At 69.4% G+C, this 26,256-nt stretch carries 25 protein-coding genes; 11 read left to right on the top strand and 14 right to left on the bottom strand.

Features of this window, described 5'->3' with window-relative positions; translation table 11 throughout:
• Window positions 1–9: 9 nt before the first annotated feature.
• The gene (locus OXQ33_RS10445; RefSeq protein ID WP_267434617.1) at window positions 10–432 is read left to right on the top strand and encodes a PaaI family thioesterase; all 423 of its coding nucleotides are present in this window, start codon (window positions 10–12) and stop codon (window positions 430–432) included.
• Window positions 429–842 (top strand): PaaI family thioesterase, encoded by a 414-nt coding sequence (locus OXQ33_RS10450; protein ID WP_267434618.1) that lies wholly within the window; start codon window positions 429–431, stop codon window positions 840–842. Before OXQ33_RS10445 ends, OXQ33_RS10450 begins: the two co-directional genes overlap by 4 nt.
• On the opposite strand, the gene OXQ33_RS10455 is transcribed toward OXQ33_RS10450, so the two are convergent.
• From OXQ33_RS10455 to OXQ33_RS10485, 7 genes are all read right to left on the bottom strand, one after another.
• Entirely contained in the window at window positions 821–1,570 is a 750-nt protein-coding gene (locus OXQ33_RS10455) for a GDSL-type esterase/lipase family protein (RefSeq protein ID WP_267434619.1), read from the bottom strand. The genes OXQ33_RS10450 and OXQ33_RS10455 overlap by 22 nt on opposite strands.
• Window positions 1,567–5,013 carry a LamG-like jellyroll fold domain-containing protein gene (locus OXQ33_RS10460; protein WP_267434620.1) on the bottom strand — a complete coding sequence of 1,149 codons (3,447 nt, stop codon included), beginning with the start codon at window positions 5,011–5,013 and terminating at the stop codon, window positions 1,567–1,569. The genes OXQ33_RS10455 and OXQ33_RS10460 overlap by 4 nt, the downstream gene beginning before the upstream one ends.
• A gap of 203 nt (window positions 5,014–5,216) precedes the next feature.
• Entirely contained in the window at window positions 5,217–6,464 is a 1,248-nt protein-coding gene (locus OXQ33_RS10465) for an adenosylmethionine--8-amino-7-oxononanoate transaminase (protein WP_267434621.1), read from the bottom strand.
• Entirely contained in the window at window positions 6,461–7,081 is a 621-nt protein-coding gene (gene bioD / locus OXQ33_RS10470) for a dethiobiotin synthase (protein ID WP_267434622.1), read from the bottom strand. Before bioD ends, OXQ33_RS10465 begins: the two co-directional genes overlap by 4 nt.
• Window positions 7,078–8,187, bottom strand: coding sequence for an 8-amino-7-oxononanoate synthase (locus OXQ33_RS10475; RefSeq protein ID WP_267434623.1), 1,110 nt, complete (start codon window positions 8,185–8,187; stop codon window positions 7,078–7,080). Before OXQ33_RS10475 ends, bioD begins: the two co-directional genes overlap by 4 nt.
• Window positions 8,188–8,375: 188 nt before the next feature.
• Window positions 8,376–9,104 (bottom strand): class I SAM-dependent methyltransferase, encoded by a 729-nt coding sequence (locus OXQ33_RS10480; RefSeq protein WP_267434624.1) that lies wholly within the window; start codon window positions 9,102–9,104, stop codon window positions 8,376–8,378.
• A 4-nt stretch (window positions 9,105–9,108) separates the two neighbouring features.
• Entirely contained in the window at window positions 9,109–9,492 is a 384-nt protein-coding gene (locus OXQ33_RS10485) for a GtrA family protein (RefSeq protein ID WP_267434655.1), read from the bottom strand.
• 167 nt (window positions 9,493–9,659) lie between these two features.
• On the opposite strand from OXQ33_RS10485, the gene OXQ33_RS10490 reads away from it, so the two are divergent.
• Window positions 9,660–11,393 (top strand): AcrB/AcrD/AcrF family protein, encoded by a 1,734-nt coding sequence (locus OXQ33_RS10490; RefSeq protein ID WP_267434656.1) that lies wholly within the window; start codon window positions 9,660–9,662, stop codon window positions 11,391–11,393.
• A gap of 138 nt (window positions 11,394–11,531) precedes the next feature.
• Here OXQ33_RS10490 and OXQ33_RS10495 read toward each other — a convergent pair whose 3' ends face one another.
• Genes OXQ33_RS10495 through OXQ33_RS10510 form a run of 4 tightly spaced genes read right to left on the bottom strand, consistent with a single transcriptional unit; the run spans window position 11,532 to window position 13,670 of the window.
• The gene (locus tag OXQ33_RS10495; protein ID WP_267434625.1) at window positions 11,532–12,155 is read right to left on the bottom strand and encodes a MarC family protein; all 624 of its coding nucleotides are present in this window, start codon (window positions 12,153–12,155) and stop codon (window positions 11,532–11,534) included.
• 4 nt (window positions 12,156–12,159) lie between these two features.
• Window positions 12,160–13,038, bottom strand: coding sequence for a bifunctional methylenetetrahydrofolate dehydrogenase/methenyltetrahydrofolate cyclohydrolase FolD (gene folD / locus OXQ33_RS10500; protein ID WP_267434626.1), 879 nt, complete (start codon window positions 13,036–13,038; stop codon window positions 12,160–12,162).
• Window positions 13,039–13,052: 14 nt separating this feature from the next.
• Window positions 13,053–13,355: a DUF167 family protein gene (locus OXQ33_RS10505; RefSeq protein ID WP_267434627.1), complete on the bottom strand. Its 303-nt coding sequence runs from the start codon at window positions 13,353–13,355 to the stop codon at window positions 13,053–13,055.
• A 3-nt stretch (window positions 13,356–13,358) separates the two neighbouring features.
• Complete coding sequence (locus OXQ33_RS10510) at window positions 13,359–13,670, bottom strand: YggT family protein (RefSeq protein ID WP_267434628.1); 312 nt, start codon at window positions 13,668–13,670, stop codon at window positions 13,359–13,361.
• A 122-nt stretch (window positions 13,671–13,792) separates the two neighbouring features.
• On the opposite strand from OXQ33_RS10510, the gene OXQ33_RS10515 reads away from it, so the two are divergent.
• Complete coding sequence (locus tag OXQ33_RS10515; RefSeq protein ID WP_267434629.1) at window positions 13,793–15,652, top strand: AsmA family protein; 1,860 nt, start codon at window positions 13,793–13,795, stop codon at window positions 15,650–15,652.
• A 36-nt stretch (window positions 15,653–15,688) separates the two neighbouring features.
• On the opposite strand, the gene OXQ33_RS10520 is transcribed toward OXQ33_RS10515, so the two are convergent.
• On the bottom strand, window positions 15,689–16,666 hold the full coding sequence (locus OXQ33_RS10520; protein WP_267434630.1) for an NAD(P)H-dependent glycerol-3-phosphate dehydrogenase: 978 nt from the start codon (window positions 16,664–16,666) through the stop codon (window positions 15,689–15,691).
• The gene (gene tsaD, locus OXQ33_RS10525) at window positions 16,663–17,688 is read right to left on the bottom strand and encodes a tRNA (adenosine(37)-N6)-threonylcarbamoyltransferase complex transferase subunit TsaD (protein ID WP_267434631.1); all 1,026 of its coding nucleotides are present in this window, start codon (window positions 17,686–17,688) and stop codon (window positions 16,663–16,665) included. Before tsaD ends, OXQ33_RS10520 begins: the two co-directional genes overlap by 4 nt.
• Before the next feature lie 60 nt (window positions 17,689–17,748).
• On the opposite strand from tsaD, the gene hemC reads away from it, so the two are divergent.
• From hemC to OXQ33_RS10545, 4 genes are all read left to right on the top strand, one after another.
• Complete coding sequence (gene hemC / locus OXQ33_RS10530) at window positions 17,749–18,666, top strand: hydroxymethylbilane synthase (protein WP_267434632.1); 918 nt, start codon at window positions 17,749–17,751, stop codon at window positions 18,664–18,666.
• A gap of 5 nt (window positions 18,667–18,671) precedes the next feature.
• A complete protein-coding gene (locus OXQ33_RS10535) occupies window positions 18,672–19,355 on the top strand; it encodes a uroporphyrinogen-III synthase (protein WP_267434633.1) in 684 nt (227 codons plus the stop codon).
• The gene (locus OXQ33_RS10540) at window positions 19,352–20,287 is read left to right on the top strand and encodes a hypothetical protein (RefSeq protein ID WP_267434634.1); all 936 of its coding nucleotides are present in this window, start codon (window positions 19,352–19,354) and stop codon (window positions 20,285–20,287) included. The genes OXQ33_RS10535 and OXQ33_RS10540 overlap by 4 nt, the downstream gene beginning before the upstream one ends.
• A 151-nt stretch (window positions 20,288–20,438) precedes the next feature.
• The gene (locus OXQ33_RS10545; protein WP_267434635.1) at window positions 20,439–21,215 is read left to right on the top strand and encodes a hypothetical protein; all 777 of its coding nucleotides are present in this window, start codon (window positions 20,439–20,441) and stop codon (window positions 21,213–21,215) included.
• 282 nt (window positions 21,216–21,497) lie between these two features.
• Here OXQ33_RS10545 and OXQ33_RS10550 read toward each other — a convergent pair whose 3' ends face one another.
• Window positions 21,498–23,810 carry a DNA translocase FtsK gene (locus tag OXQ33_RS10550; protein WP_267434636.1) on the bottom strand — a complete coding sequence of 771 codons (2,313 nt, stop codon included), beginning with the start codon at window positions 23,808–23,810 and terminating at the stop codon, window positions 21,498–21,500.
• Between the two features lie 123 nt (window positions 23,811–23,933).
• Here OXQ33_RS10550 and OXQ33_RS10555 point away from each other — a divergent pair, with 123 nt between their 5' ends.
• Genes OXQ33_RS10555 through OXQ33_RS10565 form a run of 3 tightly spaced genes read left to right on the top strand, consistent with a single transcriptional unit; the run spans window position 23,934 to window position 26,138 of the window.
• On the top strand, window positions 23,934–25,148 hold the full coding sequence (locus OXQ33_RS10555) for a UbiH/UbiF/VisC/COQ6 family ubiquinone biosynthesis hydroxylase (RefSeq protein WP_267434637.1): 1,215 nt from the start codon (window positions 23,934–23,936) through the stop codon (window positions 25,146–25,148).
• A gap of 20 nt (window positions 25,149–25,168) precedes the next feature.
• On the top strand, window positions 25,169–25,582 hold the full coding sequence (locus OXQ33_RS10560; protein WP_267434657.1) for a VOC family protein: 414 nt from the start codon (window positions 25,169–25,171) through the stop codon (window positions 25,580–25,582).
• Window positions 25,566–26,138 carry an MAPEG family protein gene (locus OXQ33_RS10565; protein ID WP_267434638.1) on the top strand — a complete coding sequence of 191 codons (573 nt, stop codon included), beginning with the start codon at window positions 25,566–25,568 and terminating at the stop codon, window positions 26,136–26,138. Before OXQ33_RS10560 ends, OXQ33_RS10565 begins: the two co-directional genes overlap by 17 nt.
• Window positions 26,139–26,256 lie beyond the last annotated feature (118 nt).

Here is a 26,256-nt window from a genome sequence, read left to right on the forward strand (position 1 = left end):
CATCGGCCCATGGGGTTCGATATGGAACGCTTCGTCGCGATGGGCGGCCTGGGCGGCGGGCATGGACGGCATCTGGGCATCGCCTATCACGCGCATGGACCGGATTGGGCGGAGCTGGCGCTGCCCTATGACGCGCGGCTGATCGGCGATCCGGCGAGCGGGGTGGTCGCCTCCGGCCCGATCGTCGCGATGATGGACATGGCGACCAGCGTCGCCGTCTGGCTGAAGCGCGGGCGTTTCGAGGCGCATGTGACACTGGACCTGCGCGTCGACTACCTCCGCCCCGCCGTGCCGGAACGCACCGTCATCGGGCGCGGCGAATGCTATCGGATCACACGCAGCGTCGCCTTCGTTCGCGGCATCGCGCATGACGGCGATCCGGACGATCCCGTCGCGCACGTCGCGGGCACGTTCATGGGGATGAAGCCATGAACGCCCCCCGCACCGCCATCGGCCAGGCGATGGTCCTGCCGCCCTATGCCGAATGGCTCGGCTGTTCGATCGAATGGGTGGAGGGCGCTCCGCAACTGGTCATGCCGTTCGGCGACCATGTGATGGGCTGGCCGGGGCTGCTCCAGGGCGGCGCGATCGCCGGGCTGTTGGAGGTGGCGGGGATCGCCGCGCTGACCCACCGGCTTTCGAGCGAAGGGGCGGCGCGGATCAAGCCGGTGACAGTCACGACCGATTATCTGCGCACCGGGCGCGACCACCCGACCCGCGCGGTCGGCACCATCCTGCGCCTGGGCCAGCGGGTCGCCAATGTTGAGGCGACCGCCTGGCAGGAGGATCGCGACCGGCCGATCGCGACCGCCCGGCTGAACTATCGCATCCTGCGCGGCTGAGCGCCCTTGAGCGCCTGTTTGATCGCCGCCTCGGCGACCGGCGCCATCGCGGCATAGCCCGCCTCGTTCGGGTGGACCCCATCGGTGCCATAAGCGGGGTTCAGCGCATCGCCGACATGTAAGGCAGACCAGTAATCGGCATAGGTCGCCCCGACCCGGCCCGCATAATCCTTCAGCCAGACATTCATCGCGGCGATGCGCGGGGCGGGCTTCACGCCCGGCTTCCATTCGAAATGGTCGGCGGGCGGGATGGAGGCCAGGATCACCCGGATGCCGTGCGCCTGGGCCAGCTCGACCATCGACATGATGTTGCCCTGTACCTGCGCATCGGTCGTCGGGCCGGTATTGCCCGCGATATCGTTGGTGCCCGCCATGATCTGAACCACCGTCGGATGCAGATCGATCACGTCCTGGCGGAAGCGGAGCAGCATCTGCGAGGTCGTCTGCCCGCTGATCCCACGTCCGACCCGTTCGGTGGCGAAGAATTGCGGCACCTTGCTGGCCCAGTTCTCGGTGATCGAATCGCCCATGAAGACGACGCGCAGGCTGTTGGGCACCGGGATCAGCCTGGCGTTATCGGCGCGATAGCGCGCGAGATAGCCGAAGTCGTTGTGCAACCGCTCCTCCCATTCACGCGCCCAGCGCTGGCCGTCCGTCTCCTGCTGCTGCGCGATGGCAGGCGCGGCGAGGGTCAGCGCCAGCAAGGCGACCAGCGTGACGCGGCTCACGGGCGCAGCTCGGCCTGCGTCGCGGTGACGTTCCAGCCGCGAAGTGCGACCGCGGGCTTGTCCGCCTTGGCGGTGGGATAGCGAATCTCGATCACGCGGCTCTCTCCGGGCAACAGGGTGACGTAATTGTCGCTGAAATAGGCGGGCAGCACCTGGCTGCCGTCCGCATTCATCACGGTCAGCTTGGTTTCGATGGCGGGGACCGAGCCGCTATTGGTCAGGGTGACGTTGGCGGTCGTCTCCTCACCCTGCCCTTGAAGGCTGGTGGTCGCGGTGACGGTCGCCGCGCCCATCGTCGTCAGCGCGCGATAGCCCGCATCGTCCTGCGCCTGCCAATAGCTGTTGGTCGACAGGACCTGCCCGCCCGCGTCGGTGGCCTCCAGCCGAACCAGCACCGGCCCGCGCTTCATCGCCGGGGCGAGGTCGAGGTTGAGGGCGGGCGTCACCCCCTCGGCATTGGCGACCAGCTTCGCCTCCTGCTCGCCCTCGGCACGGCCATCGAGCCCGACGATCTGCGCGCGCACCTGCACGCCCTTCAGCGCATCGCGGGTGTTGTTGACCAGCACCACCCGGTAATCGGGCAGGTTCATCTGGACATGGACCGGCTCGGCCGCCTTCTTGACGCCGTAGAAGGCGGCATGGGTGTCATAGTCGGCGGAGAAGATCTGCCATGCCGAGGACGGCCAGGCGGGCTGCGTCATCCACAGCATCCGTCCCGAATTCTCGGTCCAGAGGCCCGCATTCATCCCCTCGAAGATGGCGCGATAGGATTCATACTCCATCATCTGCGCCTTGCGCTCGAAATCCTCGAGGCCCGTGGCGGGGCCGAAGCGGCGTTCGAGCGCGTCGGTAAAGCTCTTCACCGCGCCGTTCCCGGTCTGGTGCCAGTCATGATAGGCCCAGACATCGCCGATCGGCCAGCGATCCGCCTCCGCCGGGATGGCGCGCTTCCACGCCTCCAGCGTCGGCAGCGAGGGGGTCCCCACCTCGACCGAGAAACCCTTGGCCAGATCGGTGAAGTAATCGACCGGCGGCCGCCAGTTGTAAGGCCCCGAGCCTTGCAGGTTCACCGCGTTGGACGACGGCATGTAGAGCCGCGTCCCGTCCTCGGCGCGCAGGATCGTGTCGAGCCCGGTGTTGAGGATCGGCTGCGGCACGCCCTCGTTCCGGCCGAACCAGGCGACGATCGAGGGATGGTTGCGGAACCGGCGCACCACGTCGGTGGCGTTGGCGAGGAAGAGTTGCGGGTCCTCGGCCTCCATATTATAATCCTGGGTCGACTCCCAGAAGTCGGACAGGACCATCAGGCCGTACTCGTCGGCCAGGTCGAAGAAGCTCTCCTCGCTATTCTGGCCCACCCAGTTGCGGATGATGTTCAGATGCGCGTCGCGGTGCAGGCGGAAGAAGGGCTCCAGATGCGCGCGGTCGACGCGCTTCATGAAATCGTCCATGCCGATATTGCCGCCGCGCGCCGCGATCCGCACGCCGTTGACCCGCAGCACGAGATAGGGGGCGAGGCGCGGATCGTCGGCGACCTTGGCGACCGCCGCCGACTGGTCGCCGCCGGGCATGAAGCTCATCGCCCAGCCATTCGCCGTCTTGCGGATGCCCGCATGGCTGGTGTCGACCACCCGCTGCCCCCCGCGCACCCGGTTGAGGTCGAGCGTCACCCGCTCCAGATCGCCGTCCGAATCGAACAGCGACAGGTCGTACGTCACCTGCCGCATCCCGAAGCGGAGCGACTTGCTGTCCGACAGCGCGCCATCGACCGCTGCCGTGATCGCCAGATTGTGCAGCGCCGGGTCACCATAGCCGTTGGGCCACCACAGGCGCGGGTTCTTGACCGAAAGCTGCGGAAACTCGGAGGGCGACAGGACGACGCGGATCGTCTGGCCAGGGGCGACCGTCACCGGCTTGTCCACGACCACGTCATCGAACACCGCACGGATCGTCGTCGTCACCGGCACCTGGCCGTTATTGGTGACGGGCACCGCGATCTCGACATCGGCAACCGAATTGTCGGGCTTGGGCAGGGTCGTGACGACCTGCGGGTCGCCGATCACCGCCGGACCGGTCGCGGCCAGGGTCACGCCCTGCCACAGCCCGGTGTTGCGGTCGCGGACGGAAGGTATCCAGTCCCAGCCCTCGGTCGCGACGAAGGTCGGGCCATCGAGCATCTGGACCCCGCCATTCTCGCCCACGCCCGCCGTCATCGACTCCTCATGCGCGATGCCGGGATGCGGCGGGGGCGAGACACGCACCGCGATGGCATTGCGCCCGGCGGCCAGCGTCACCGGGAAGCGGCCTCGGATGAATGCCCCCTTCATCGTCCCCGCCATCCGGCCATTGACCCAGACCTCGGCCGAATAGTTCACCCCGTTGAAGGTCAGCCACATCTGCCGCCCCGCCGCCTCGGCGGGCGTGTCGAACTCGGTGCGATACCAGTAATCCTGCCGCGCCAGCGTCTCGGGGATGGCCAGGTTGTTCAGCCCGACCGCCGGATCGGGATAGACGCCGCGATCCACCAGCGTGGTCAACACCGTGCCCGGCACGGTCGCGGCATACCATTTGCTCGCGTCGAAATTGCCCTGCGACAGGTCCGCGCCACCGGGGCCGACCTTGGCCGCCTCGATCAGCCGCCAGCCATTCACCACCCATTGGCCGGTGGCGGTGGCGACGAGCGCGGGGTCCTTTGACTCGGGCTTGGCCGTGCCGCTGGTCGGGATCGGGGCCTTGGACTGGGGCAGGGTCCAAGCGTCCTGCGGCACCGTCTGGCCCTGCATCTGGCGGGTCTGATAGGGCCAACTGGGGCTGCCGGTCTGAAGCGCGATCCGGGTCGGGTCGGGTGTGCGCCGGGCGGCGACGCGGATGGTCAGCGGATCGACCACCTCGCGCACCATGCGGAAATCGATGACCTTACCCGCGAAGACCGGCTGGTAACTGCGCGGCGCCAGCGTCGCGACGCCGGTGACCGGTTCCAGCGACAGGCCGCGCTGCACCACCTGTCGCCCGTTCACGAATAGCCGGACGACCTTTCCGTCATAGCTCGCGGCGATATAGGTCCATTTGTTGCGGTCGGCGTCGCCGCCGCCCTGCACCACCCCCGCCTCGGTCACGAGCGCGGGCTGGCCGTCGACGAGTGCGAGATAGCGGCGCGGGCCGGTGCGGGGATCGCCGAAACCGCCGATCAGCATCGTCGTGTCCTTGCCCGCGACGCTGCGCGGCTGGACCCAGGCGGACAGCGTCCAGTTGGGCGCGGCGACCGGTGCCCGCACGATGGCGCGCGTGTAGGAATCGCCCCCCGGCGGCAGATCGGCGTTGATCGGGCCCAAGGGCGTCGCGGGAGGCGTCGCGGGAGCCGTCTGTGCGGAGGCGGCGAGGCTCCAGACCAGCGCCGTCATCGATGCCAGAGCCCCTATCGCTCTTGCCGCCGCCACGCTCATGCCCGCTCCCTTTTTGATCGCCGCCGGATAAAGCAAATGAAAAGCCCTAAAGTCAAAGGCCGCTGGCCATATTCCTCCCCTGCAAGGGGAGGGGGACCATGCGCAGCATAGTGGAGGGGTGTCCCGCTCTCGATACGGTGACACCTCTCCGTCGCACTACGCGCGCCACCTCCCTTTTTGGGGGAGGAATGGCGTGGATCACTTTAACGCCCGAAGCGATCGATCGCCGCATGGATGCCGGTCCAGACTTTACCGAGCTGTTCCGGCATGATGGAGTAGGGCGGCATGACGTAGATGGTGTTGCCCATCGGCCGGACGAGCAGATCGGCCTCGCGGAAATGCGCGAGCAGCCGGGGGGCGAGGTCGGAGAGATAATCCTGCCCCGCACCCAATTCGAAGGCGGCGATGGTGCCGAGCGTCCGGGGATTGTGCACCGACGCCTTGCCCGCCACCGCTGCCAGATGCTTCGCCTGCGCCGCCGCCAGCGCATCGATCCGCGCCAATACCGGCTCCTCGCGCCAGATCGCCAGATTGGCCGCCGCCGCCGCACAGGCGATGGGGTTGGCGGTGTAGCTGGACGAGTGGAAGAACTGCTTCGACCGATCGCTCTCCGACCAATGCGCCTGGAAGATCGCCTCGGTCGCCAGCGTCACCGCCAAGGGCACCGCGCCGCCGGTCAGCCCCTTGGACAGGCAGAGGATATCGGGCACCACCCCCGCCTGGTCGAAGGCGAACAACGTGCCGGTGCGCCCCCAGCCGGTCATCACCTCGTCGGCGATGAACAACACGCCGTGCGCCGCGCATATCTCGCGCATCGCGGCCAGCGTCTCGGGGCTGTAGAACAGCATTCCGCCTGCCCCCAGCACCAGGGGCTCGACGATGAACGCCGCCGCACCCGCCCGGCACTCCGCCTCCAGCGCGTCGAGCGTGGCCTGCACGTCCGACGGATAGGGAATGGTGCCGACATCGAACAGCAGCGGCGCATAGGCGCGGTTATAGACCCCGCGCGCACCCACCGACATCGCGCCGATCGTATCACCATGATAGCTGTGTTCGAGCACGAGGATGCGGTGGCGGGGCTCGCCCCGGTTGAGCCAGTAACCCAGCGCCATCTTCAGCGCGACCTCGACCGATGTCGAGCCGGAGTCGGAAAAGAACACCCGCGTCAGCGCGGGCGGCGTGATCCGCACCAGCTCGGCGGCGACCTCTTCGGCCGGGTCATGGGTCCAACCCGCAAAGATGATCTGGTCGAGCTTGGCCGCCTGTTCCGCGATGGCGGCGCTGATGCGCGGATGGTTGTGGCCGTGCGTCGTGACCCACCAGCTGGAGATCGCATCGATCACCTGGCGCCCGTCGACCGTGGTCAGCACCGCGCCGGAGGCACTGGCGACGCGCGGGATCGGCTCGCCCAGGCCATGCTGGGTGAAGGGATGCCAAACGGGCGAGGTCATCGGAAATCCCGGACGTCGAAGTTCGCCGCGAACGCCTCCGCCAATGTGTCCCGGTTGAGATTCGCCAGGCGCGGCAGGCGGCCGAGCCGCTTCACCCTGCCGATCGCGGCGATGGTCGCCTCGCTATCCTCTACGCCCTCGCCGACGAACGCCACGCCCAGTATCGGCACCCCGCGCGATCGCAACGCCTCGATCGACAACAGGCTGTGGTTGATCGTGCCCAGCGCGGTCCGCGCGACCAGCACCACCGGCCGTCCCCAATGGGCGAACAGGTCGGCGAACAGCATTTGCCGCGTAACGGGCACCAGCACGCCCCCCGCCCCCTCGGCGACCAGCGGCCCCTCGACCTGCGGCAGCGACAACCGGTCCAACGCGATCTCCACGCCGTCGATCTCGGCCGCGCGGTGCGGCGAGCAGGGGGTCTTGAGCCGATAGGCCGAAGGCAGGACCGGGCGCCCGGTGAGCGCCGCCACCGTCTCGGCATCGCCGTGCCCTTCTTCATCGGTGCCCGCCTGGACCGGCTTCCAGTAATGTGCCCCCAAGGCGCCGGTCAGCGCGGCGGCGAAGACGGTCTTGCCGATCTCGGTATCGGTGCCGGTGACGATGACGGCGTTCATGCCAGAACCTCGCTGAATGCCTGGTCGAGGGCGAGGATGTCCGCCGCCTCGACGTTCAAGGTGATCGACAGCCGCAGCCGCGCCGCGCCCACCGGCACGGTCGGCGGGCGGATGCCGCGAATATCGAAACCGCGCGCCTGCAACGCCTCGGCGGCGCGCATCGTGCGGCCATTGTCGTGCAGGATCAGCGGCATCACGGGTGTGCCCTGCGCCAGCGCGCCATGTTTCACCAGATGCTCGCCCGCCAGCGCGATCCGGTCGTGAAGCATCTGGCGGCGTTCCGGCTCATCGGCGAGGATGCGCAACGCCTCCCGCACCCCGCGCGCCATCAGTGGCGAGGGGGCGGTGGAGAAGATGAGGCCCCGCCCGCGATTGACCAGATAGTCGCGCACGATGGCGGGCCCGGCGACCAGCGCGCCCTCGCACCCCAGCGCCTTGCCGCAGGTGTGAAGGCTCACCACCCGCTCGCCCGGCATGGACATCCCCTGCCCGCGCGTCCCGAAGACCCCGGTGGCATGCGCTTCGTCGACGATCAGCATCGCATCATGGCGTTCGGCCACCGCATGGAGATCGGCGAGCGGCGCGATGTCACCATCCATGCTGTAGAGGCTTTCCACCGCGATCCAGGGCGTGCCCTTGCCACCCTGCGCGCGCCAGTCGCGGATCGCCTGTTCAAAGGCGTTCGCATCATTATGCGCCGCCGCGACCGAGGTGGCGCGCGACAGCGTCATCCCCTCGTGCATGCTGGCATGGACCAGCGCGTCATGGACGATCAGATCGCCCCGTTGCGGCAGCGTCGCCAGAAGCGCGACATTGGCGGTATAGCCGGAGGAGAAATAGAGGCTGGCCTCCGCCCCGAAGAAACCGGCGGCTTCGGCCTCCAGCGCCTCATGCTCGGGGTGGTTGCCGCGCAGCAGCCGCGAGCCGCCCGAACCGACGGGCACGCCCTCCCGCACCGCCTGCGTGATCGCGGCGGCAAGGCGCGGGTGGCTTGCCAGGCCCAGATAATCGTTGGAAGCGAAGTCCTTGCCCCGCTGCGGGGCCAGCACCCGCAAGCGGTCCCGCGCGGCCAGTCGGGCCAGATCGGCGCGATGAAAGTCCAGCATGGGGGCTTCCCTAGTTAGCCCGGCGGAGGAGCGGAACCGGAAATTGCGAGGGATTCCCTTGGCCTTCGACTTCGCTCAGGCTGAACGGGGTTTTGTATCCAGCCCAGCACCCCACCGGCCGTTCAGCCTGAGCGAAGTCGAAGGCCACGCCCCGACGCCAACCTCAAAGCCACGCCCCAAAACCAGCCTCAGACAGGCTCCGCCAGGGTCACGATGGAAACCCCCGGCGTCATCGGTGCACGGCCCACCAGATGCCGCTCCAACCGGAAGATCGCCTCGAACGCCTTGTTCAGCGGCGCAGGCGGGGGCGAGTCGTCGCTGTCGTCGCGGCCGGTCAGCCGTCCGGCGATGCGTGCGGCGGCGGCCAGCGGGAAGAGCAGCGAGTTGAAATAGGTCAGCTTGCGCGGTTTCAGCCCCGCCTTCTCGATGGCGGAGACGAGCGTCGCCTTGGAATAACGGCGATGGTGATGGTTCACCACATCATGCGCCGACCACATCCATTGATGCGCAGGGACCGCGATCAGGATCTTGCCGCCGGGCTTCAGGCAGGACTTCATCGCGGCCAGCGCGGCGACATCGTCCTCGATATGCTCGACCACGTCGAGCACCGCGATCAGGTCGTACGCGCCGCGTTCGATCCCCGGCAGGTCGGGGAGCGGCGCGGCCTGGACCGGCTTGCCGAGGCGCTGCGAGGCGATCTCACGCGCGGCGGGGTCGATCTCGATCGCGTCGACCGTGCCGAAGCTCGCCAGCATCGGCAGGTTGTGCCCGGTGCCGCAGCCGATCTCGAGGATGCGCGCATCCCCCGGCAGCTTGCCATAGCGGGTCAGGTAATCGGCCAGGATGTCGCGGCGGGCGCGATACCACCAATGGGTGGAATCATGCGCGGCCATGCGGTCGTAAACGATACGGTCCATGAACTTATCCGAAGACCCATTGGCGGTTGAGCGCGAAGGTCGCGATCGGCGTGATCGTGACCACCGGGATCAGCGCGACCCAGGGTTGTTGATGCAGGAGCCCGGTCGCGATCCAGGTGAAGAGCGCGTTCAGCGCAAGGCCGAAGCCCTGCACCACCAGGAATTTCAGATGTTGCTTGCCGCTGGAGTCGCGGGTGCCGTGCCCACGAAAGCTCCACGCGCTATGCAGGAAGAAGCCGAAGATCACCGCGACCAGGAATGCGGGCGGCACCGCCAGCACGGCCTTGTCGTGCGGCAACACCCAATAGGTCAGCGGCAGATAGACCGCCGAATAGACGACCGTCGACAGGCCGCCCGCGATGCCGAACCGGATCAACTGGCCCAGCATGCCGCTGTCCCGCCATCGTTCGATCTGGTGCTGAAGAGTCGCCACGCCGCCGCCTTTGCCCCCGACCTTGCCCTTTGCGTCGCCCGCGATAGAGCGGGCCCATGGTCCTGCGCCTTAAGCTGCGGGCGGGTATGAGGGAAGCGTCTTTGGAACGTCTGAAGGGCGAGATGGATCGGCACTGGCGACGCTGGGTGCTGATCGCCTGGGTCGCGGTCGCCGCCTGGTACATGTACGACCGCTGGGGCCAGATCCGCTGGTGGTCGCTGGGCGACACCGACGACAATATGCGGCTGATGCAGGTGCGCGCCTGGATGGCGGGCCAGAGTTGGTACGATCTGCGCCAGTATCGACTGAACCCGCCGGTTGGGTTCGACATCCATTGGAGCCGCATCGTCGACCTGCCGATCGCCGGGCTGATCCTCTTCTTCCGCCTGTTCACCACGCCTGCCTGGGCGGAGCGGCTCGCCTGCGGCCTGGCCCCGATCCTCCCTTTGTTGATCACCATGCTGGCGATCGCGGCGACGATCCGGCGGTTGATCGAACCCTATCTCTGGCCGCTGGGCATCGTCCTGCTGCTGTGCGCCAGCGCGACGCAGCTGATGTACATGCCGATGCGCATCGACCATCACGGGTGGCAGCTCGCCATGCTGACCGTCACCGTCGCTGGCTTATGCGATCCGCAAGGACGGCGCGGCGGCGCGATGGTGGGTCTGGCCAGCGCGGTGTCGCTGGCCATCGGGCTGGAGATGCTGCCCTATGCCGCGATGGCGGGGGCGATCCTGGCCTTGCGCTGGGTCTGGGACCGGGCGGAGGCGCCGCGGCTGGCCATCTATGCCCTGACCCTGGGCGGCGGGAGCGCGGCGGGGTTCGCGGCCTTTGCCTCCAACGCCAATTACGCGATGCGCTGCGACGCGCTGACCCCGGTCTGGCTGTCGGTGACGGTGGCGGCGGGCGCGCTGTTGTTCCTGCTCGCCCGGATCAATCCCGAGTCGCGCGGGGCCCGGCTGGGTCTGGCGGTGGTCGCCGGAGCGGTGATCGCGGGGGGTTTCGCCAGCCTGTTCCCGCAATGCCTGACCCGTCCCGAACAGGTCAGCCCGGAGTTGCAGCGCAACTGGCTGAACAATGTCCGCGAGGCCAAGCCGATCTACAAGCATCCGCTCCGCGTCGCGCTGCCCATGGCGATCATGCCGGTCATCGGGCTGATCGGTGCCGCGCTGGCGGCGTGGCGGCGGCGGACGATCGGGTGGAGCGCGGTGGCGCTGTTCACCGCCTTCGCCTGCGCCATGCTGTTGTGGCAGGCGCGCGCGGCCCCGGCGGCGCAGATGCTGGCGGTGCCCGGCGTCGCGGCGCTGGTGTGGATGCTCCTGCCGCTCATCAACCGGCTACGCTCGCCGCTGTTGCGCGTGCCGTTGATGGTCGCCGTGATCCTGGTGCCGACCGGCGTGCTCGCCGCGCTGGTCCTGAAGAAGCTGCCCGCGACGCAGCCCACCCCCTATGCCGCGCGGGTCAATCGCGCGACGGGGCAATGCGTGCGCACCTCGGTGCTGACACGGGTCAACGCCTATCCGAAGGCGACGATCTTCACCTTTATCGACCTGGGCCCGCGCCTGATCGTCACCACCCATCACGATGCGATCGCGGGGCCCTATCACCGCAATGGCGATGCGATCCTGGACGTGCAGCACGCCTTTCAGGGCGGCGAGGCACAGGCGCGCGCGATCATGAAGCGGCATGGCGCGACCCTGTTGCTGATCTGCCCCGACATGGCCGAGTCGACCAATTACCGGGCACGGGCGCCGGGGGGCTTTTACGACCGGATGGCGCATGGCTGGGTACCGGAGTGGCTGACCCCGCTGCCGCTGCCCAAGGGGTCGCCGCTGAGGCTGTACCGGATCGATTGAGAAAAATATCCTCCCCGGCACGGGGAGATGGCAGGGCGTGAGCCCTGACGGAGGGGGGCCTGCCACACGGGACGTCCCTGGCGGCGCACCCCCTCCACCACCGCTTCGCGGCGGTCCCCCTCCCCGTGCCGGGGAGGATCAGCGCAAGGACGCGGTCACCCCGTCGATCACGAACTGCACGGCCAGCGCCGCCAGCAGCACGCCCAGCACGCGGGTGATCACCGCTTCGATCTTCGCGCCCAAGAGCCGCATCAGCGGCCCCGCCGCCAGCAGTGCGACCAGCGTCAGGATCAGGATCGTCACCATCGCGCCCAGCACGACGATCGACGCCTCCAGCCCCGAATTGCGGCTCATCAGCAGCATGACGGTCGCGATCGAGCCGGGCCCCGCGATCATCGGCATCGCCATGGGGAAGATCGAGACGTCCTCCGCCTCGTGCGGATCGTCGGCGACCTTGGCGGCGCGGTCCTCGCGACGCTGGGTGCGCTTTTCGAACACCATCTCCAGCGCGATCAGGAACAGCATGATCCCGCCCGCGATGCGGAAGGCCGCCATCTCGATGCCGAGACCATGGAGCAGCGCCTCGCCGAACAGCGCGAAGACGAACAGGATGACCGAGGCGACCATGACCGCGCGGATCGCCATCGCCCGGCGGTGCTGCGGCGTCGCCCCCGCCGACAGCCCGGCATAAATGGGCGCGCAGCCCGGCGGGTCGATCACCACGAAGAAGGTGATCAGCGAGGAGATATAGAGTTCGAGCACCGCCTTACAGCGCCGTCTGGTCGATCGCGACGCCCTCGCGCCGTCCCGCCGAGACCAGCGTATTGCGCAGCAGGACCGCGATCGTCATCGGCCCGACCCCGCCCGGCACCGGGGTGATCGCACCGGCCCGTTCGGCCGCCGCATCATATTCCACGTCGCCGACCAGCCCCGTCTCGGTGCGGTTGATGCCGACATCGATGACGCTGGCGCCCGGCTTGATCCACTCGCCCTTGACCAGCCCGGGCACGCCGACCGCCGCCACGACGATATCGGCACGCCCGACCACTTCGGCCAGGTTGCGGGTGCGGCTGTGCGCCACCGTCACGGTGCAACTTTCGCCGAGCAGCAGTTGCGCCATCGGCTTGCCGACGATGTTGGAGCGGCCCACCACCACCGCATCCATGCCCGACAGGCTGGGATGGATGCTCTTGAGCAGCATCAGGCAGCCGAGCGGGGTGCAGGGCACGAAACCCTCGACACCCGTCGCCAGCCGACCGGCATTGACCGGGTGGAAGCCGTCGACATCCTTGTCGGGATCGATCGCCTGGATCACCGCCTGCGCGTCGATCTGACCCGGCAGGGGAAGCTGGACGAGGATGCCGTCGACGGTCGGATCGGCGTTCAACTGCGCGACCAGCGCCAGCAACGTCGCCTGGTCGGTATCGACCGGCAGGCGATGCTCGATGCTCTCCATCCCCGCCTCGCGCGTCGCCTTGCCCTTGGAGCGGACATAGACGCTGGAGGCCGGGTCCTCGCCGACCAGCACGACCGCCAGGCCCGGCGCGCGGCCCGCCTGTTCGCGGAAAGTCGCGACCTGGGTGGCGATGCGGGTGCGGAGGGCGGCGGCGAAGGCCTTGCCGTCGATGATCGTGGCGCCGGTCATTGGGGTATTTGAGGTCATGGCGTATCGCCATAAAGCGCCTCGGCCAGCCGCGCCAGCTTTTGCGGGTCGCCCGCGACATGCAGGCGTTTGAGCCGCGCCGTATCGCCCGCCACGATCGTCACCGCGCGCTTGGGCACGCCGAAATGCTTGGCGACCAAGGGGACGAGCGCCGCATTGGCCGCGCCGTCCACCGGCGGGGCGGAGAGGCGCGCGGCGAAATGCTCCTCGGTCCCGGCGGTCAGCGCATCGCGACCGCCACGCGGCGTCACGCGCACCGCGATCTGGATGCCGTCATCGCGCGGAGTCCAGGCGGGCATGGCTCAGCCGACGACGACCGCGCCCCCGTACATCTGCTGCGCGATGGCGGTATCCAGAATCTTGCCCAGGATGATGACGGCGAGCAGCACGACCATCGGCGACAGGTCCAGCGCCCCGAAATCGGGCAGGATGCGGCGGATCGGCCGATAGAGCGGATCGGTCATGCGTTGCAGCGCATACCAGATCGAACGGATGAAATCGTTCGACGTGTTGATGACGTTGAAGGCGATCAGCCAGGACAGGATCGCCTGTACGATGATCACCCACCAGACGACGTTGAGCAGTATCTGAAGGATTTGAAGGATGAGGATCAACGTACGCAGCTCCTGATGGCCATGACCCCATATCTAGGGCGCGGGGGCCCTGGGGGCAATCATTGCGCGCCGTGATCCTGACGCAGCCGGAACGAAGTACCGTATCGCGCGTCCCGCCTAACATGGAACAGGAAACGGATCGTCTGGTGAGACGGCGGCGGCATTGGGGGCGGATCGCGCTGGGGTCATTGGTGGCGTTGCCGCTGCTCCTGTTGTTGCTGCTGGCGGTCTTTCCCTGGGGTATCCTGCGCGGGGCGGTCACGCGCGAGGCGACCGAGCGGTTCGGGCGGCCCGTCACCATCGGATCAGTCCGCCGGGTCGACGGCATCGGCTTCCACCCCGTCATCGCGGTCGAGAACCTGCGCATTCCGCAGGCCCCTTGGGCCGGCCAGGGCGACTTCGCGACGCTGCGCCGGGCGGAAATCCGCTTTTCGGTCTGGCCGCTGCTGAAGGGCGCCTTCGTGCCGGAGGATATCCGCGTCTCCGGCCTGCGCCTCGCGCTCGTCCGAGACAAGCAGGGGCGCACCAACTGGTCCCGCCCCGGCGCGCCGGAGGGAGGCGGCAGTTCCACCGACCTGCAAGGGCTGGTCATCACCGATGGCATGGTCAGCTATCGTGACGCCAAACAGGATCGCGACGCGACGCTGCGCATCGTCGCCGATCCCGACAAGGGCGTCCGGGCGGAGGGGCCGGGCTCGGTCCGCGGCGCGCCGGTGCGGATCATGTTCACGGGCGCGGCGGTGAAGCCAGGGCGCTGGCCCTTCGCCGCGACGATCACCGGCGATACCCTGTCGATGGTGGCGCGCGGCACGATGGATCGCCCGTTCGACACCGACGCCATGACGCTGGACCTGACCGCCAGGGCCGACGACCTGAAGCGGATCGACGCGGTGATCGAGGCCGGGCTGTTCCAGACCCGCCCGGTGGAGCTGGCGGCGCATGTCCGCCACGAACGCCCGCGCTGGACGATCACCGACCTGAAGGGGCGCATCGGCCGATCCGACCTGACCGGGCGGCTGACCGTCGACAAGAAGCAAGGCCGCACCCTGCTCGACGGCGAGGTGACGGCGCGACAGCTCGATTTCGACGACCTGTCCTCGGCGCAGGGTCGGGCGGAGGCCGCCGCGCTCGAACGACGGATCGGGCCGCGACTGGTGCCCAATACGCGCATCGACATCTCCAAGATCGACACCACCGACGGCACGATCCGATTCAAGGTCGGGCGGGTGGTCAGCGCGCAAGGCCCCTCGCCGATCACCGGGCTGGCCGGGCGGATGACGATGGATCACCAGTTGCTGACCATCGGCGATATCCGCATGGCGCTGCGCGAAGGGCTGGTGACGGGACGGGCGGTGATCGACCAGCGCAACGGGCGCAAGGTGCCGCGCCTGTCGCTCGACCTCCGCCTGCGGGGCGCGAGCGTGCTGTCGCTGTCGGGCCAGACCGCCATCACCGGCCAGGTCGCCGCCCGCGCCCTGCTGGCAGGCAGCGGCGAGACGGTGCGCGACGCGGTCGGGCGATCGGACGGACGGATCGGGCTGGTCGTCGCGAACGGCTCGCTGCCCGATCGCTATGCGGCGGCCCTGGGTTTCGATGCGGGCGCGGCGTTCATGGGGGATAGCGGGCGCGCGACCCTGCGCTGCCTGGTGCTGGGCGTGGATATGAAGAACGGCACGGGCCACGCCGATCCGCTGATCGTCGACACCTCGCGCAGTCGGCTGGACGGGACGGGAACGGTGACCTTCCCCGACGAACGACTGGCGCTTCGCCTGACCGGTGCGCCGAAACAGGGCGTGACGCTGCGGCTGGCGGGGGCGGCGACGGTGGGGGGAACGCTGGAGAAGCCGGACCTCGTCATCCCCAGGGAGGTGAAGTCGGTCGGCAATATCTTCAAATCGATCGGCCGCGCGATCACCGGCGATTCGGGCCCGAAGGCGCAGAATGCCGCGTGCGGGGCCCTGGCCCGGCAGGTGCTGCGCTGATCTCCCCGCTCCGTTCAGCCTGAGCGGAGAGTGGGGTTAAGCCCCTTCCGATTTTAGAGGCCGCGCCAGCAGCGCCCCGATCACCTCGCCCACGGCCGCGCCTTCCAGCAAGCGGCACACCGCTTCGCACACCGGCATGTCGACGCCCCCCTCGGCCGCCGCCTGGCGCAGTACGGGGGCGGTGAAGGCCCCTTCCGCCACCGTCCGCCGGTCTGCGAGCAATTCCGCCGCCGAACGCCCCTGCCCCAGCCCGACGCCCAGCGAGAAATTGCGCGAGGCGGTCGACGAACAAGTCAGCACCAGATCGCCCAGTCCCGACAGCCCTGCCAGCGTCTCCGCCCGGCCGCCCCGCGCCAGGCCGAAACGCGTCATCTCGGCAAAGCCCCGCGCGATCAGCGCGGCGCGGGCATTCTGGCCCAGCCCCGCGCCCTCCACCACGCCGCAGCCGATGGCGAGGACGTTCTTGATCGCCCCGCCAATCTCCGCGCCGGTCGCGTCGTCCGTGGCATAGGGCCGGAAATGCGGTGCGGCGATCCGGGCGGACAGGGCCTTGCGCAGCTCCGGTTCCTCGCAGGCGAGGGTCACGGCGGTGGGCAGCCCCGCCGCCACCTCATGCGCGAAGGTCGGGCCGGACAGCACCGCGATCGGCGCGTCCGGGTGGATCGCGCGGGCGACTTCGCCGACCAGCCGCCGTGTCCCCGCCTCGATCCCCTTGGAACACAGGACCAGCGGCTTGGAGCCCACCGGCATCGTCGCCAGCACCGCGCCCACGGCCTGGGCGGGCGTCACGACCAGCAGCGCGTCCATCTCCGCCATCGCCGCCGGATCGCTGACCGCCTCGATGCTCGGCGAGAGCGCGATATTCGGCAGATAGAGCGGGTTGCTGTGGGTCGTATTGATCGCCTCCGCCACCGCCGGGTCGCGCGCCCAGATCCGCACCGGGCGACCGCCATGCGCCGCCACCTGCGCCAGCGCGGTGCCCCAGGCGCCCGCGCCGATAACCCCGATCCTCATGCCTTCACCCCCGCGCCACGCACCGCCTCCGCCGCCGGGTCGAGCGGCCAGCGCGCCCGCGCCGGTGTGTCGAGCGGATCGGTCAGCCCTTCGCGGAACCGCTCGACGCCCGCCCAGGCGATCATCGCGGCATTGTCGGTGCACAGCCAGAGCGGCGGCGCGACGAAGCGCAGGCCATGCTCGGCGGCCAGGCCCTCCAGCGCGCGCCGGATCACGCCGTTCGCCGCCACGCCACCCGCGACGACCAGAGCCGTGACCGGTGGCACCTCGGCCAGCGCGCGGCGGGTGCGGTCGAGCAGACAGTCGACCACCGCCTGCTGGAAGGACGCGGCGATATCCTCCGGCCGGTGATGCCCGACCGCGCGCGCCACCGCGCTTTTAAGCCCCGCAAAGGAGAAATGCGGCTCGGCCGCCCCCTTCAAGGGCCGGGGCAAGGGCACGGCATAAGGATCGCCCCCCCGCGCCGCCGCCTCGACGCGCGGGCCGCCGGGATAGCCGAGGCCGAGCAGCTTGGCCGTCTTGTCGAACGCCTCTCCGGCCGCATCGTCGATGGTCGTCGCCATCCGCCGATAGCGCCCGACGCCCTCGACCAGCAGCAACTGGCAATGCCCGCCCGACACCAGCAACAGCAGATAGGGATAGGCCAGTTCCCGGTCCGACAGGCGCGGCGACAGGGCATGCCCCTCCAGATGGTTGACCGCGATCAACGGCTTGCCCGCCGCATGGGCCAGCGCCTTGCCCGTCACGAGCCCGACCATCACGCCCCCGATCAGCCCCGGCCCCGCCGTCGCCGCGATGGCGTCGACATCGGCCAGCGTCACGCCCGCATCGGCAAAGGCGGCGGCGACCAGCGGCTCCATCGCCTCGACATGCGCGCGCGCGGCGATTTCGGGGACGACGCCGCCGAACGGGGCATGCGCCGCCTCCTGCCCCAGCAGGCGATGCGCCAGCACGCGGCCGTCATCGGTGACGAGCGCGGCGGCCGTCTCGTCGCACGAGGATTCCAGTCCCAGGATCAGCATGGCCCATCCCATAGTCCTTCGCAGGACGGTTGTCGAAGGGGGGCTTGATGCGGCAAAGGCATGGCCATGGTTCGTTTCCGGCTCGGTACGCGCGGCTCGCCGCTGGCCCTCACCCAGGCGCATATGGTGCGCGCCGCCCTCGCGAGCGCGCAGGGGTGGAGCGAGGATGCGATCCAGATCGTCCCCATCAAGACCACCGGCGACCGGGTGCAGGACCGCGCGCTGGCCGAGATCGGCGGCAAGGCGCTGTGGACCAAGGAACTGGACCGGGCACTGTACGACCGCGAGATCGACGCCTCGGTCCATTCGATGAAGGATGTCGAGACGATCCGCCCCGACTGGCTGCACATCGCCGCGATGCTACCGCGCGCCGATGTCCGCGACCGTCTGATCGGGGTCGAGACCATCGCCGAGCTGCCCCCCGGCGCGGTGGTCGGCACCAGCAGCCCGCGCCGCCGCGCGCAATTGCTGTCGCACCGACCCGACCTGACCATCACGCTGCTGCGCGGCAATGTGGATACGCGCCTCGCCGCCGTGGCGAACGGGGACGTGGACGCGACGCTGCTGGCCGCCGCCGGGCTGGACCGGCTGGGGCGCGAGGTCGGCCATGCGGTGCCGACCGACCAGATGCTGCCCGCGCCGTCGCAAGGCGCGGTGGGGATCGAGACCCGCGCCGATGACGCCGCCGCGACGATGCTGGTCGCCTCGATCGACCATGACGAGACCCATGCCTGCGTCATGACCGAACGCGCGTTGCTGGCGGCGCTGTCGGCGGATTGCCACAGCCCGGTGGCGGCGCTCGCCTCGCTGGCGGGGGAGATGCTGACCCTGCGCGCCGAACTGCTGGCCGAGGATGGCTCGGCGCGGGTGAGTGGTTGGGTCGAGGGCGCGCGGCACGAGGAACTGGGCGCGCGGCTGGCGATCGACCTGCTCGACCGGTCGCCGCCCGAGGTACGCCGCCTGTTCGCCGGGGGTTGAGCACCATGGCGGTCGTCGTCGTCCGGCCCGAACCCGGCCATGGCGCGACGATGGCTCGCTTACGCGCGGAGGGGCTGGCGGCGCGGTCCCTGCCCTTCTTCGCGACCCGGGCGGTCGCATGGACCCCGCCCGACCCCGATACGATCGACGCGCTGCTCTTCACCAGCGCGCAAGCCGTGCGGCTGGCGGGTGCAGGGTTGGAGCGGCTGAGCCATCGCCCCGCCGTCGCGGTCGGCCCCGCCACCGCCGCCGCCGCGCTAGAGGCCGGCCTGTCGGTGGTGCTGACCGGCTCCCATGACGCCGCCGCCGTGGTGGCGCAGGCGCGGGGCATGGGGCTGGACCGGCTGCTGCATCTGGCGGGGCACGACCGGGTGGAGACGGGGGCGATGGTGCAGGTCGTCTATGCCGCCGATCCGGTGCCCGTGGCCCCGTCCGCCATCGCCGCGCTGGCGGGCGAGATCGTTCTGCTCCACTCCGCCCGCGCCGCCGCACGGCTGGCCGAACTGGTCGATGACGCGGGGATAAGCCGCCAGGATATCGGGATTGTCGCGATCAGCGCGAAGGTCGCGGCGGCGGCGGGTTCGGGCTGGCGCGCCGTCGCCATTGCCGATGTGCCTCGTGACGAAGCGATGCTGGCCGCCGCGCGGGCGTTGACCCGGACAGCCGCCACGGGGATAAGCGGGGCATGAACCAATTCGCGCCATCCGACCGACCGCCGTCGCGCGGGCCCCGTACGGGCGCGACCGTCGCGCTGATCCTGCTCGCCTTCGCCGCCGGACTGATCCTGATGGCCTATGCGATGCGCAACCTGTCCTGGTTCGGCAACACCCCGACCGCCAAGATGAGCGCGGTGACCGGCACCAAGCCGGGCGCCACCGCCGCCACCGGGTCGCCCGCCGCCGATACCGCGCACGGCGCCACCGACCCTGTCGCGCTCGCCACGCGCGAGGCGGCGCTGGCTGCGCAGATCGCCGCGCTGGAAACCCGCGCCGCGACCATCGCCACCGATGCATCGGCGGCAGGGGCACAGGCGGGTCGCGCCGAATCGATCCTGGTCGCCGCCGCCGCACGCCGTGCGGTCGATCGCGGCCAGCCGCTCGGCTATCTCGAAGAGCAGCTCCGCCAGCGCTTCGGTGCGAGCGAGCCGCGCGCGGTCGCCGTGCTGATCGGCAATGCGCGCCAGCCGGTCACGCTGGAGACGCTGCGCCAGGGGCTCGACACGCTGGCCCCCGATCTGGTCGTCAACGGCACCAGCGGCTGGTGGGAAGGGCTTCGCCAGGAACTGGGGCGGCTGATCGTGATTCGCGAGGCGAGCGCGCCCTCGACCAACCCCGCCGACCGGCTGGCGCGCGCACGTCGCCTGCTCGACGGTGGACAGGTGGAGGCCGCCCGCGCCGAAGTCGCCCGCCTGCCGGGCGCCGATGCCGCCCAGACCTGGCAACATGCCGCCCAGCGCTATGTCGCGGCGCGACGCGCGCTCGACCTGATCGAGAACGCCGCGCTGGTCACCCCCGTCACCGCCCCGGCTCCGATCGTGACCACCCCGGTGACGAACGCGCCCCCGGCGGAGGAACAGGCCACCCCCGAAACGGCCCCCGCGCCCGCCGCACCGACGATCTGACCTCTTCCGCCGCTGTCGCCCCGGAAGTCCGGGATGCCGCGACCGGCAAGGCCCCGCCCTCGCGCGGTGATCCCCCTGTTCCGCTGGCTCGCTGAAACGGGGATCATCCCGAGGCGTTGATGGAGCGCAAGACTCCCAAGGCCGGAGAGACATGGTGATCCCTATCGATTCCCGCATTGCCCCGTGGCTCGCGCTGGCACTGCTCATGCCTTTGGCCGCCTGTGGCGGGCAGGGCACAACCGACGACAAGACCTACAGCGTCAATAGCAGCGCCCCATCGCCCGAACCCGCAGGCGACCGGCCCGACAATGCCGCGCTGCCCGCGCCGATAAGGACGGCGGCTTCGCCCCGCGCGGACTCGGTGTTGTCCTGCTCCGCCGAACGGGGGCAGGCCGCCGCGCAAAAGCTGGTGGGAATCTGCACCTCGGTCTCGCCCGCCACCCATCCGCCGTGCAACACCGCCAATAGCTGCGCGATCATCGAGGACGAGATCGCACGGAGTTGCGCGCTGCTGGGCGACGATGCCGCCAAGACCGACGGCTGTTCGGTCGATCCCAAGAGCGACGCCGCCGCCGCTGCGGTCGTCCGGCGCTATTACTCGGCGATCAACGCGCACGACTATGCCACCGCCTGGATTCAATGGGGCAATGACGGGCGACCCGGTCAGCGCTTCGCCGATTTCCAGAAGGGCTTCGCCGATACCCGCGCGACCCGCGTGACGATCGGTAAAATGCCGCCCAGCGAGGGGGCGGCCGGATCGATCTATGCGACCGTGCCGGTGACGGTGGATGCGCAACTGGACGATGGGCGGCGGCAGCGCTTCGTCGGCCGATATGTCCTGCGCCGGGTCAACGACGTGCCCGGCGCGAGCGCGGAGCAGCTACGCTGGCATATCGATTCGGCAACGTTGAAGGCGGCGGGGTCTTAATCCGACCATCCGTTCAGCCTGAGCGCGGTCGAAGGCCAACGCGTACAGCGTGCACTTCGACTTCGCTCAGTGCGAACGGAGGTGGGCCTAGGACCGGTCGACATTCAGGCTGCGCGATCTGTATTCCTCCCCTGCAAGGGGAGGGGAACCATGCGAAGCATGGTGGAGGGGTGTAACCAGCCGTGAGTTTGGTTGATCTCTCCAACGGGGACACCCCTCCGTCAGGCCTTCGGTCTGCCACCTCCCCTTCCAGGGGAGGAATAGAGTGAATGTCGATCGGCCCTAGATCGGATGCCCGTCGGTATCGCGCAGCACTTCGCGTCGTCCGACATGGTCCGGCCGCCCGACGATGCCGTCCGTTTCCATCCGCTCGATGAGGCGCGCGGCGGAATTATAGCCGATCCGCAACTGCCGCTGGAGCCAGGAGGTCGAGGCCTTCTGGCTCTCGCACACCAGCTGGATCGCGGCGCGGTACTGCTGGTCCTCCGCCGAGTCCTCACCCGTGGGTGCACCATCGAGCGCGAAGCTTTCCGCCGGTTCCTCGGTGACCGAGGAGATGTAATCGGGCTGTCCTTGCGAGCGCCAGTGATCGGCCACGCGGTGCACCTCGTCGTCCGAGACGAAGGGCCCGTGGACGCGGACGATCCCCTTGCCGCCCGGCATGTAGAGCATGTCACCGCGCCCGAGCAGTTGCTCCGCCCCCTGCTCACCCAGAATGGTGCGCGAGTCGATCTTGGACGTGACGTGGAAGCTGATCCGGGTCGGCAGGTTCGCCTTGATGACGCCGGTGATGACGTCGACCGACGGCCGCTGCGTCGCCATGATCAGGTGGATGCCCGCCGCGCGCGCCTTTTGCGCCAGGCGCTGGATCAGGAATTCGACTTCCTTGCCCGCGGTCATCATCAGGTCGGCCAGCTCGTCGACGATCACGACGATCTGGGGCAGCGGTTCGTATTCGAGCTTTTCTTCCTCATAGACCGGCTGGCCGGTCTCGGGGTGATAGCCCGTCTGCACCTTGCGCCCAAGCGGTTGCCCCTTGGCCTTGGCCGCACGCACCTTGTCGTTGAAGCTGGCGAGGCTGCGCACCCCGACCGAGGACATCTGCCGATACCGGTCCTCCATCGTCTCGACCGCCCATTTCAACGCGCGGACCGCCTTGGCCGGATCGGTGACGACCGGCGACAACAGATGCGGGATATCGTCATACATCGACAGTTCGAGCATCTTGGGGTCGATCATGATCATCCGGCACTGCTCGGGCGTCAGGCGGTAGAGCAGCGACAGGATCATGCCGTTGAGACCCACCGACTTGCCCGAGCCGGTCGTCCCTGCGACCAGCAGATGCGGCATGGGGGCGAGGTCGGCGACGACGGGGTCGCCCGCGATATTCTTGCCCAGGATGATGGGCAATTGCGCGGCTTGGTCGGCAAAGCTCTGCGACGCGGCGAGTTCGTGCAGCGACACCATCTCGCGCTTGGCGTTGGGCAGTTCGATGCCGATCACGTTGCGCCCCGGAATCACCGCGACGCGCGCCGAGATGGCGGACATGTTGCGCGCGATATCGTCGGCCAGCGCGATGACGCGGTTGGCCTTGATGCCCGGCGCAGGCTCCAGCTCGTACATGGTGACGACGGGGCCGGGGCGCACCTCGACGATCGCGCCCTGGACGCGGAAATCGTCGAGCACATTCTCCAGCAGGCGCGCATTGCGCTCCAGTCCGGCCTTGTCGATGGTGCCCGCAGGCGTCGGCGGGGCGGGCGTCAGCAGGTCGAGGCTGGGAAGTTGGTACGGCGCATCGCGGTCCGCCGCCGCCTTGGGACGCGCCGGGGCGGGCGCGATCTGGCGGTCGGCGATGACCGGAGCGGGGCGTTCCTCGCGCACCGGCACGGCCTTGCGCGCCAGGGTCAGCGGCTCCTCTTCCTCCTCCTCGTCATACAGCGCCTCGTCCTCATCGTCCCAGGGCAGCGCCTCGCCATCCTCGCTCACCGCGCGGCGACGGCGCAGCCGCGCCAGCCCGCGCTCGGCCAGGTCGAGTTCCAGGCTGCGGCCCCAGATCAGCGCGCCGCCCAGCCCGAAGGCGAGCCCCGCGACCGCCGAGCCCCAGGTCACGACCGGCGCCTGCCCGCTGAACCCCAGCGCCCAGCGCACCAGACCGGCGACCGACAGCCCGATCACCCCGCCCCATCCGGCGGGCAGCGCCAGCACCGCCGAGTCGGAGACGAAGGACAGGGCACAGGCCATCAGCGCCACGCCGATCACCGCCTGGCGCAGCATCCGCACCCAGCGCCCCGCCGGGCGGTCGCGCCACAGTCGGGTGGCGACGATCGGCCCGACCGGCAGGATCAGCGCGACGGCGGGGCCGAACAGGGTCAGCGCGATATCGGCGATCCAGGCGCCGGGCGTGCCCAGCCAGTTGGCGGGCACCGCGCCCGAGGCGGTGTTGAGCGCGGGGTCGCTCGCCCGGTAGCTGGCCAGTGCCAGCACCAGCATCAGCGTGACGGCGAAAAGGGCGATCGCCGTGACCAGCGCGCCGCTGCGCACCGCCCCCGCCTTCACCGTCTCGCGCCATAGAACCGGCTGCGCGCGGCTGGCCATGGGTGTTGTCCTTCAGGAATGTGCGAAAATCCGGGAAAATTCATCGCCTCTGACGGTTCCCACGTCAAGGCGCGAGCGCCTGCCACATTGTTTGGCACGACAGGAAGGGCTAGGAGCATGTCCATGGATAGCGACGTCATCATCCTCGGCGGCGGCCTGGTCGGGGCGACGCTCGGCGTCGGGCTGGCCGCGCATGGCCTTTCCTCGATCATCATCGATCCCGCCGATCCGGCGGTGATCCTGGCCCCCGGCTTCGACGGCCGTGCCTCCGCCGTCGCCTCAGCGAGCTGGCGGATGCTGGATGCGATCGGGATCGGCGCGAAGCTGGCGGAACAAGGCTGCGAGATCCGGCACATCCGGGTCAGCGACGGGCTGGAGCCCGGCGCGCTCGACTTCATTCCCGACGCCGATGACGGCGCGCTGGGCACGATGTTCGAGAACAAGCTGCTCCGCCGCGCGATCCACGAGGCCGCCAAGGAGGCGGAGCTGGTCGATCTGCGGATGCAGACCCGCGCGGTTTCGGTCGAGCGCGGCCCGGCGGGCGTCACCGCGCAGTTGAGCGACGGCACCACCGTCCGTGCGCCCCTGCTGGTCGCCGCCGAGGGGCGCCAGTCGCCGACCCGCGACGCCGCCGGGATCAAGGTCGCGCGCTGGTCCTATGACCATAAGGCGATCATCAGCGCCTTCCACCACGAGGTCGCCCACGAGAATATCGCCTTCGAGATCTTCTACCCCAGCGGCCCGTTCGCGCTGCTGCCGCTGCCCGATGACGAGGTCGGGCATCGCTCGGCGATCGTCTGGTCAGTGCCGGGACGCGATGGGGATGCGATGCTGAAACTCTCCGACCGCGCCTTTCTGGCCGAGGCGGAGAAGAGCATGGGCGGGTTCCTGGGCACGCTATCCCATGCCGGCCCCCGTTCCGCCTATCCGCTGGGCTTCCACCGCGCCGCGACGATGACGGGCGAGCGGCTGGTGCTGGTCGGCGACTCGGCGCATGGCATCCACCCGATCGCGGGGCAGGGCGTGAACCTCGGCTACCGTGACGTCGCCGCACTGGTCGAGGTGCTGGTCGAGGGCAAGCGGACCGGCATGGACCTGGGGGATGCGGCGTTGCTCCAGCGCTATCAGCAATGGCGCGGGCTCGACACGCTGATGGTGTCGGTGGCGACCGACAGCTTCAACCGCATCTTCGGCATCCCCGGCAAGACCGCCAGCGCGATCCGGCGGCTGGGCATCACCGCGATCAACCATATCCCGCCGCTGAAAGACCGCTTCATGGCCGAGGCGCGCGGCGAGACCGGGCAATTGCCGCGCCTGTTGCAGGGCGTGATGGTGTGACCCACATGAGGTGAATGGCGATGCGGCACGAGATCATCCCCTGCCTTCGGTACGAGGACGCGGCCCGCGCCATCATCTTTCTTTGCGAAGCCTTCGGGTTCGTGCGGCAGTCGGTCTTCGCCGATCCGGACGACCCGCGTATCATCCATCACGCGCAACTGCTCCGGCAGGACCGTATGGTGATGGTGTCGAGCGCGCTCCATACCGACCATAGTGTCTTGGCCGGATCGAGGACCCCGGCCCAGGCAGGCGGCGTCACCATGGAGCTGTATCTGGTCGTGCCGGATGTCGACGACCATGCCGAGCGCGCCCGGGCGGCGGGGGCCACGATCCTCGCGGAGCCCGAGGACAAGCCCTATGGCGGCCGCGCCTACACCGCACGCGATCCCGAAGGCCATGTCTGGAGTTTCGGCAGCTATGATCCCTGGGCCTGATGATCCCGGCCACCCCACCCGCCCCGTTCGCGGACCCGTAAAAGACCGTCGCCAGACCGGCGTCGCGCGCGGCATGGCCGCCGCGCTGGCGGTCGTGATCCTGACGCTGGCGGTGAGTTGGAGCGTGGGGAGCACGCTGTCCTCCACCGACCGGGTACTGCGCGCGGTCGCGGCGGCGACGGTCGCGGCGCTGTGGCTGGCGGCGGCGATCGGGCATGTCGCGGCGCTGCGTTTCGATTCGCCCGCCGATATCGATGCGGCGGCGGGCGGTAGCGGCGACTCGCCACGGGTCGCGATGGCCAATGCGGTGCTGCGCAACACGCTGGAGCAGGTGGTGCTGGCCATCCCGGCCTATCTCGCGCTCGCCTGGGTGGTGGAGGGATCGGGGGCGATGATCCCGACGCTCGCCGCGCTGTTCTCGGTGGGGCGGACGCTGTTCTGGGCCAGTTACGCACGCGGCGCGGCGGCACGGGCGTTCGGATTCGCGTTGACCTTCTATTCCAGCGTGGCGGCGCTGGTGATCGTGGTGATGGCGTTGGTGGGGCGGTTGGTCTGAGGAGACATCCCACCCTCCGTTCCCACCGGGCGTGCCCCCCTCCCCGGCCCGTTCGCACTGAGCGAAGTTGAAGTGCACGTTCCACGTTGGCGGCCAGGGATTCCCTTGGCCTTCGACT

It is taken from the genome of Sphingomonas sp. GM_Shp_1 (assembly GCF_026540895.1).
GTDB lineage: Bacteria > Pseudomonadota > Alphaproteobacteria > Sphingomonadales > Sphingomonadaceae > Sphingomonas.

Excerpts from the sequence above, each read along its gene's own strand:
- OXQ33_RS10540 (WP_267434634.1), top strand. The coding sequence starts at position 19,352 with ATGAACCAATTCGCGCCATCCGACCGACCGCCGTCGCGCGGGCCCCGT.
- OXQ33_RS10505 (WP_267434627.1), bottom strand. The coding sequence starts at position 13,355 with ATGCCCGCCTGGACTCCGCGCGATGACGGCATCCAGATCGCGGTGCGC.
- OXQ33_RS10535 (WP_267434633.1), top strand. The coding sequence starts at position 18,672 with ATGGCGGTCGTCGTCGTCCGGCCCGAACCCGGCCATGGCGCGACGATG.
- hemC (WP_267434632.1), top strand. The coding sequence starts at position 17,749 with ATGGCCATGGTTCGTTTCCGGCTCGGTACGCGCGGCTCGCCGCTGGCC.
- OXQ33_RS10545 (WP_267434635.1), top strand. The coding sequence starts at position 20,439 with ATGGTGATCCCTATCGATTCCCGCATTGCCCCGTGGCTCGCGCTGGCA.
- OXQ33_RS10560 (WP_267434657.1), top strand. The coding sequence starts at position 25,169 with ATGCGGCACGAGATCATCCCCTGCCTTCGGTACGAGGACGCGGCCCGC.
- OXQ33_RS10480 (WP_267434624.1), bottom strand. The coding sequence starts at position 9,104 with ATGGACCGTATCGTTTACGACCGCATGGCCGCGCATGATTCCACCCAT.
- OXQ33_RS10550 (WP_267434636.1), bottom strand. The coding sequence starts at position 23,810 with ATGGCCAGCCGCGCGCAGCCGGTTCTATGGCGCGAGACGGTGAAGGCG.
- OXQ33_RS10555 (WP_267434637.1), top strand. The coding sequence starts at position 23,934 with ATGGATAGCGACGTCATCATCCTCGGCGGCGGCCTGGTCGGGGCGACG.
- bioD (WP_267434622.1), bottom strand. The coding sequence starts at position 7,081 with ATGAACGCCGTCATCGTCACCGGCACCGATACCGAGATCGGCAAGACC.
- tsaD (WP_267434631.1), bottom strand. The coding sequence starts at position 17,688 with ATGCTGATCCTGGGACTGGAATCCTCGTGCGACGAGACGGCCGCCGCG.
- folD (WP_267434626.1), bottom strand. The coding sequence starts at position 13,038 with ATGACCGGCGCCACGATCATCGACGGCAAGGCCTTCGCCGCCGCCCTC.
- OXQ33_RS10565 (WP_267434638.1), top strand. The coding sequence starts at position 25,566 with ATGATCCCTGGGCCTGATGATCCCGGCCACCCCACCCGCCCCGTTCGC.
- OXQ33_RS10515 (WP_267434629.1), top strand. The coding sequence starts at position 13,793 with ATGGAACAGGAAACGGATCGTCTGGTGAGACGGCGGCGGCATTGGGGG.
- OXQ33_RS10490 (WP_267434656.1), top strand. The coding sequence starts at position 9,660 with ATGGATCGGCACTGGCGACGCTGGGTGCTGATCGCCTGGGTCGCGGTC.
- OXQ33_RS10445 (WP_267434617.1), top strand. The coding sequence starts at position 10 with ATGGGGTTCGATATGGAACGCTTCGTCGCGATGGGCGGCCTGGGCGGC.
- OXQ33_RS10520 (WP_267434630.1), bottom strand. The coding sequence starts at position 16,666 with ATGAGGATCGGGGTTATCGGCGCGGGCGCCTGGGGCACCGCGCTGGCG.
- OXQ33_RS10485 (WP_267434655.1), bottom strand. The coding sequence starts at position 9,492 with ATGCTGGGCCAGTTGATCCGGTTCGGCATCGCGGGCGGCCTGTCGACG.
- OXQ33_RS10450 (WP_267434618.1), top strand. The coding sequence starts at position 429 with ATGAACGCCCCCCGCACCGCCATCGGCCAGGCGATGGTCCTGCCGCCC.
- OXQ33_RS10475 (WP_267434623.1), bottom strand. The coding sequence starts at position 8,187 with ATGCTGGACTTTCATCGCGCCGATCTGGCCCGACTGGCCGCGCGGGAC.
- OXQ33_RS10460 (WP_267434620.1), bottom strand. The coding sequence starts at position 5,013 with ATGAGCGTGGCGGCGGCAAGAGCGATAGGGGCTCTGGCATCGATGACG.
- OXQ33_RS10465 (WP_267434621.1), bottom strand. The coding sequence starts at position 6,464 with ATGACCTCGCCCGTTTGGCATCCCTTCACCCAGCATGGCCTGGGCGAG.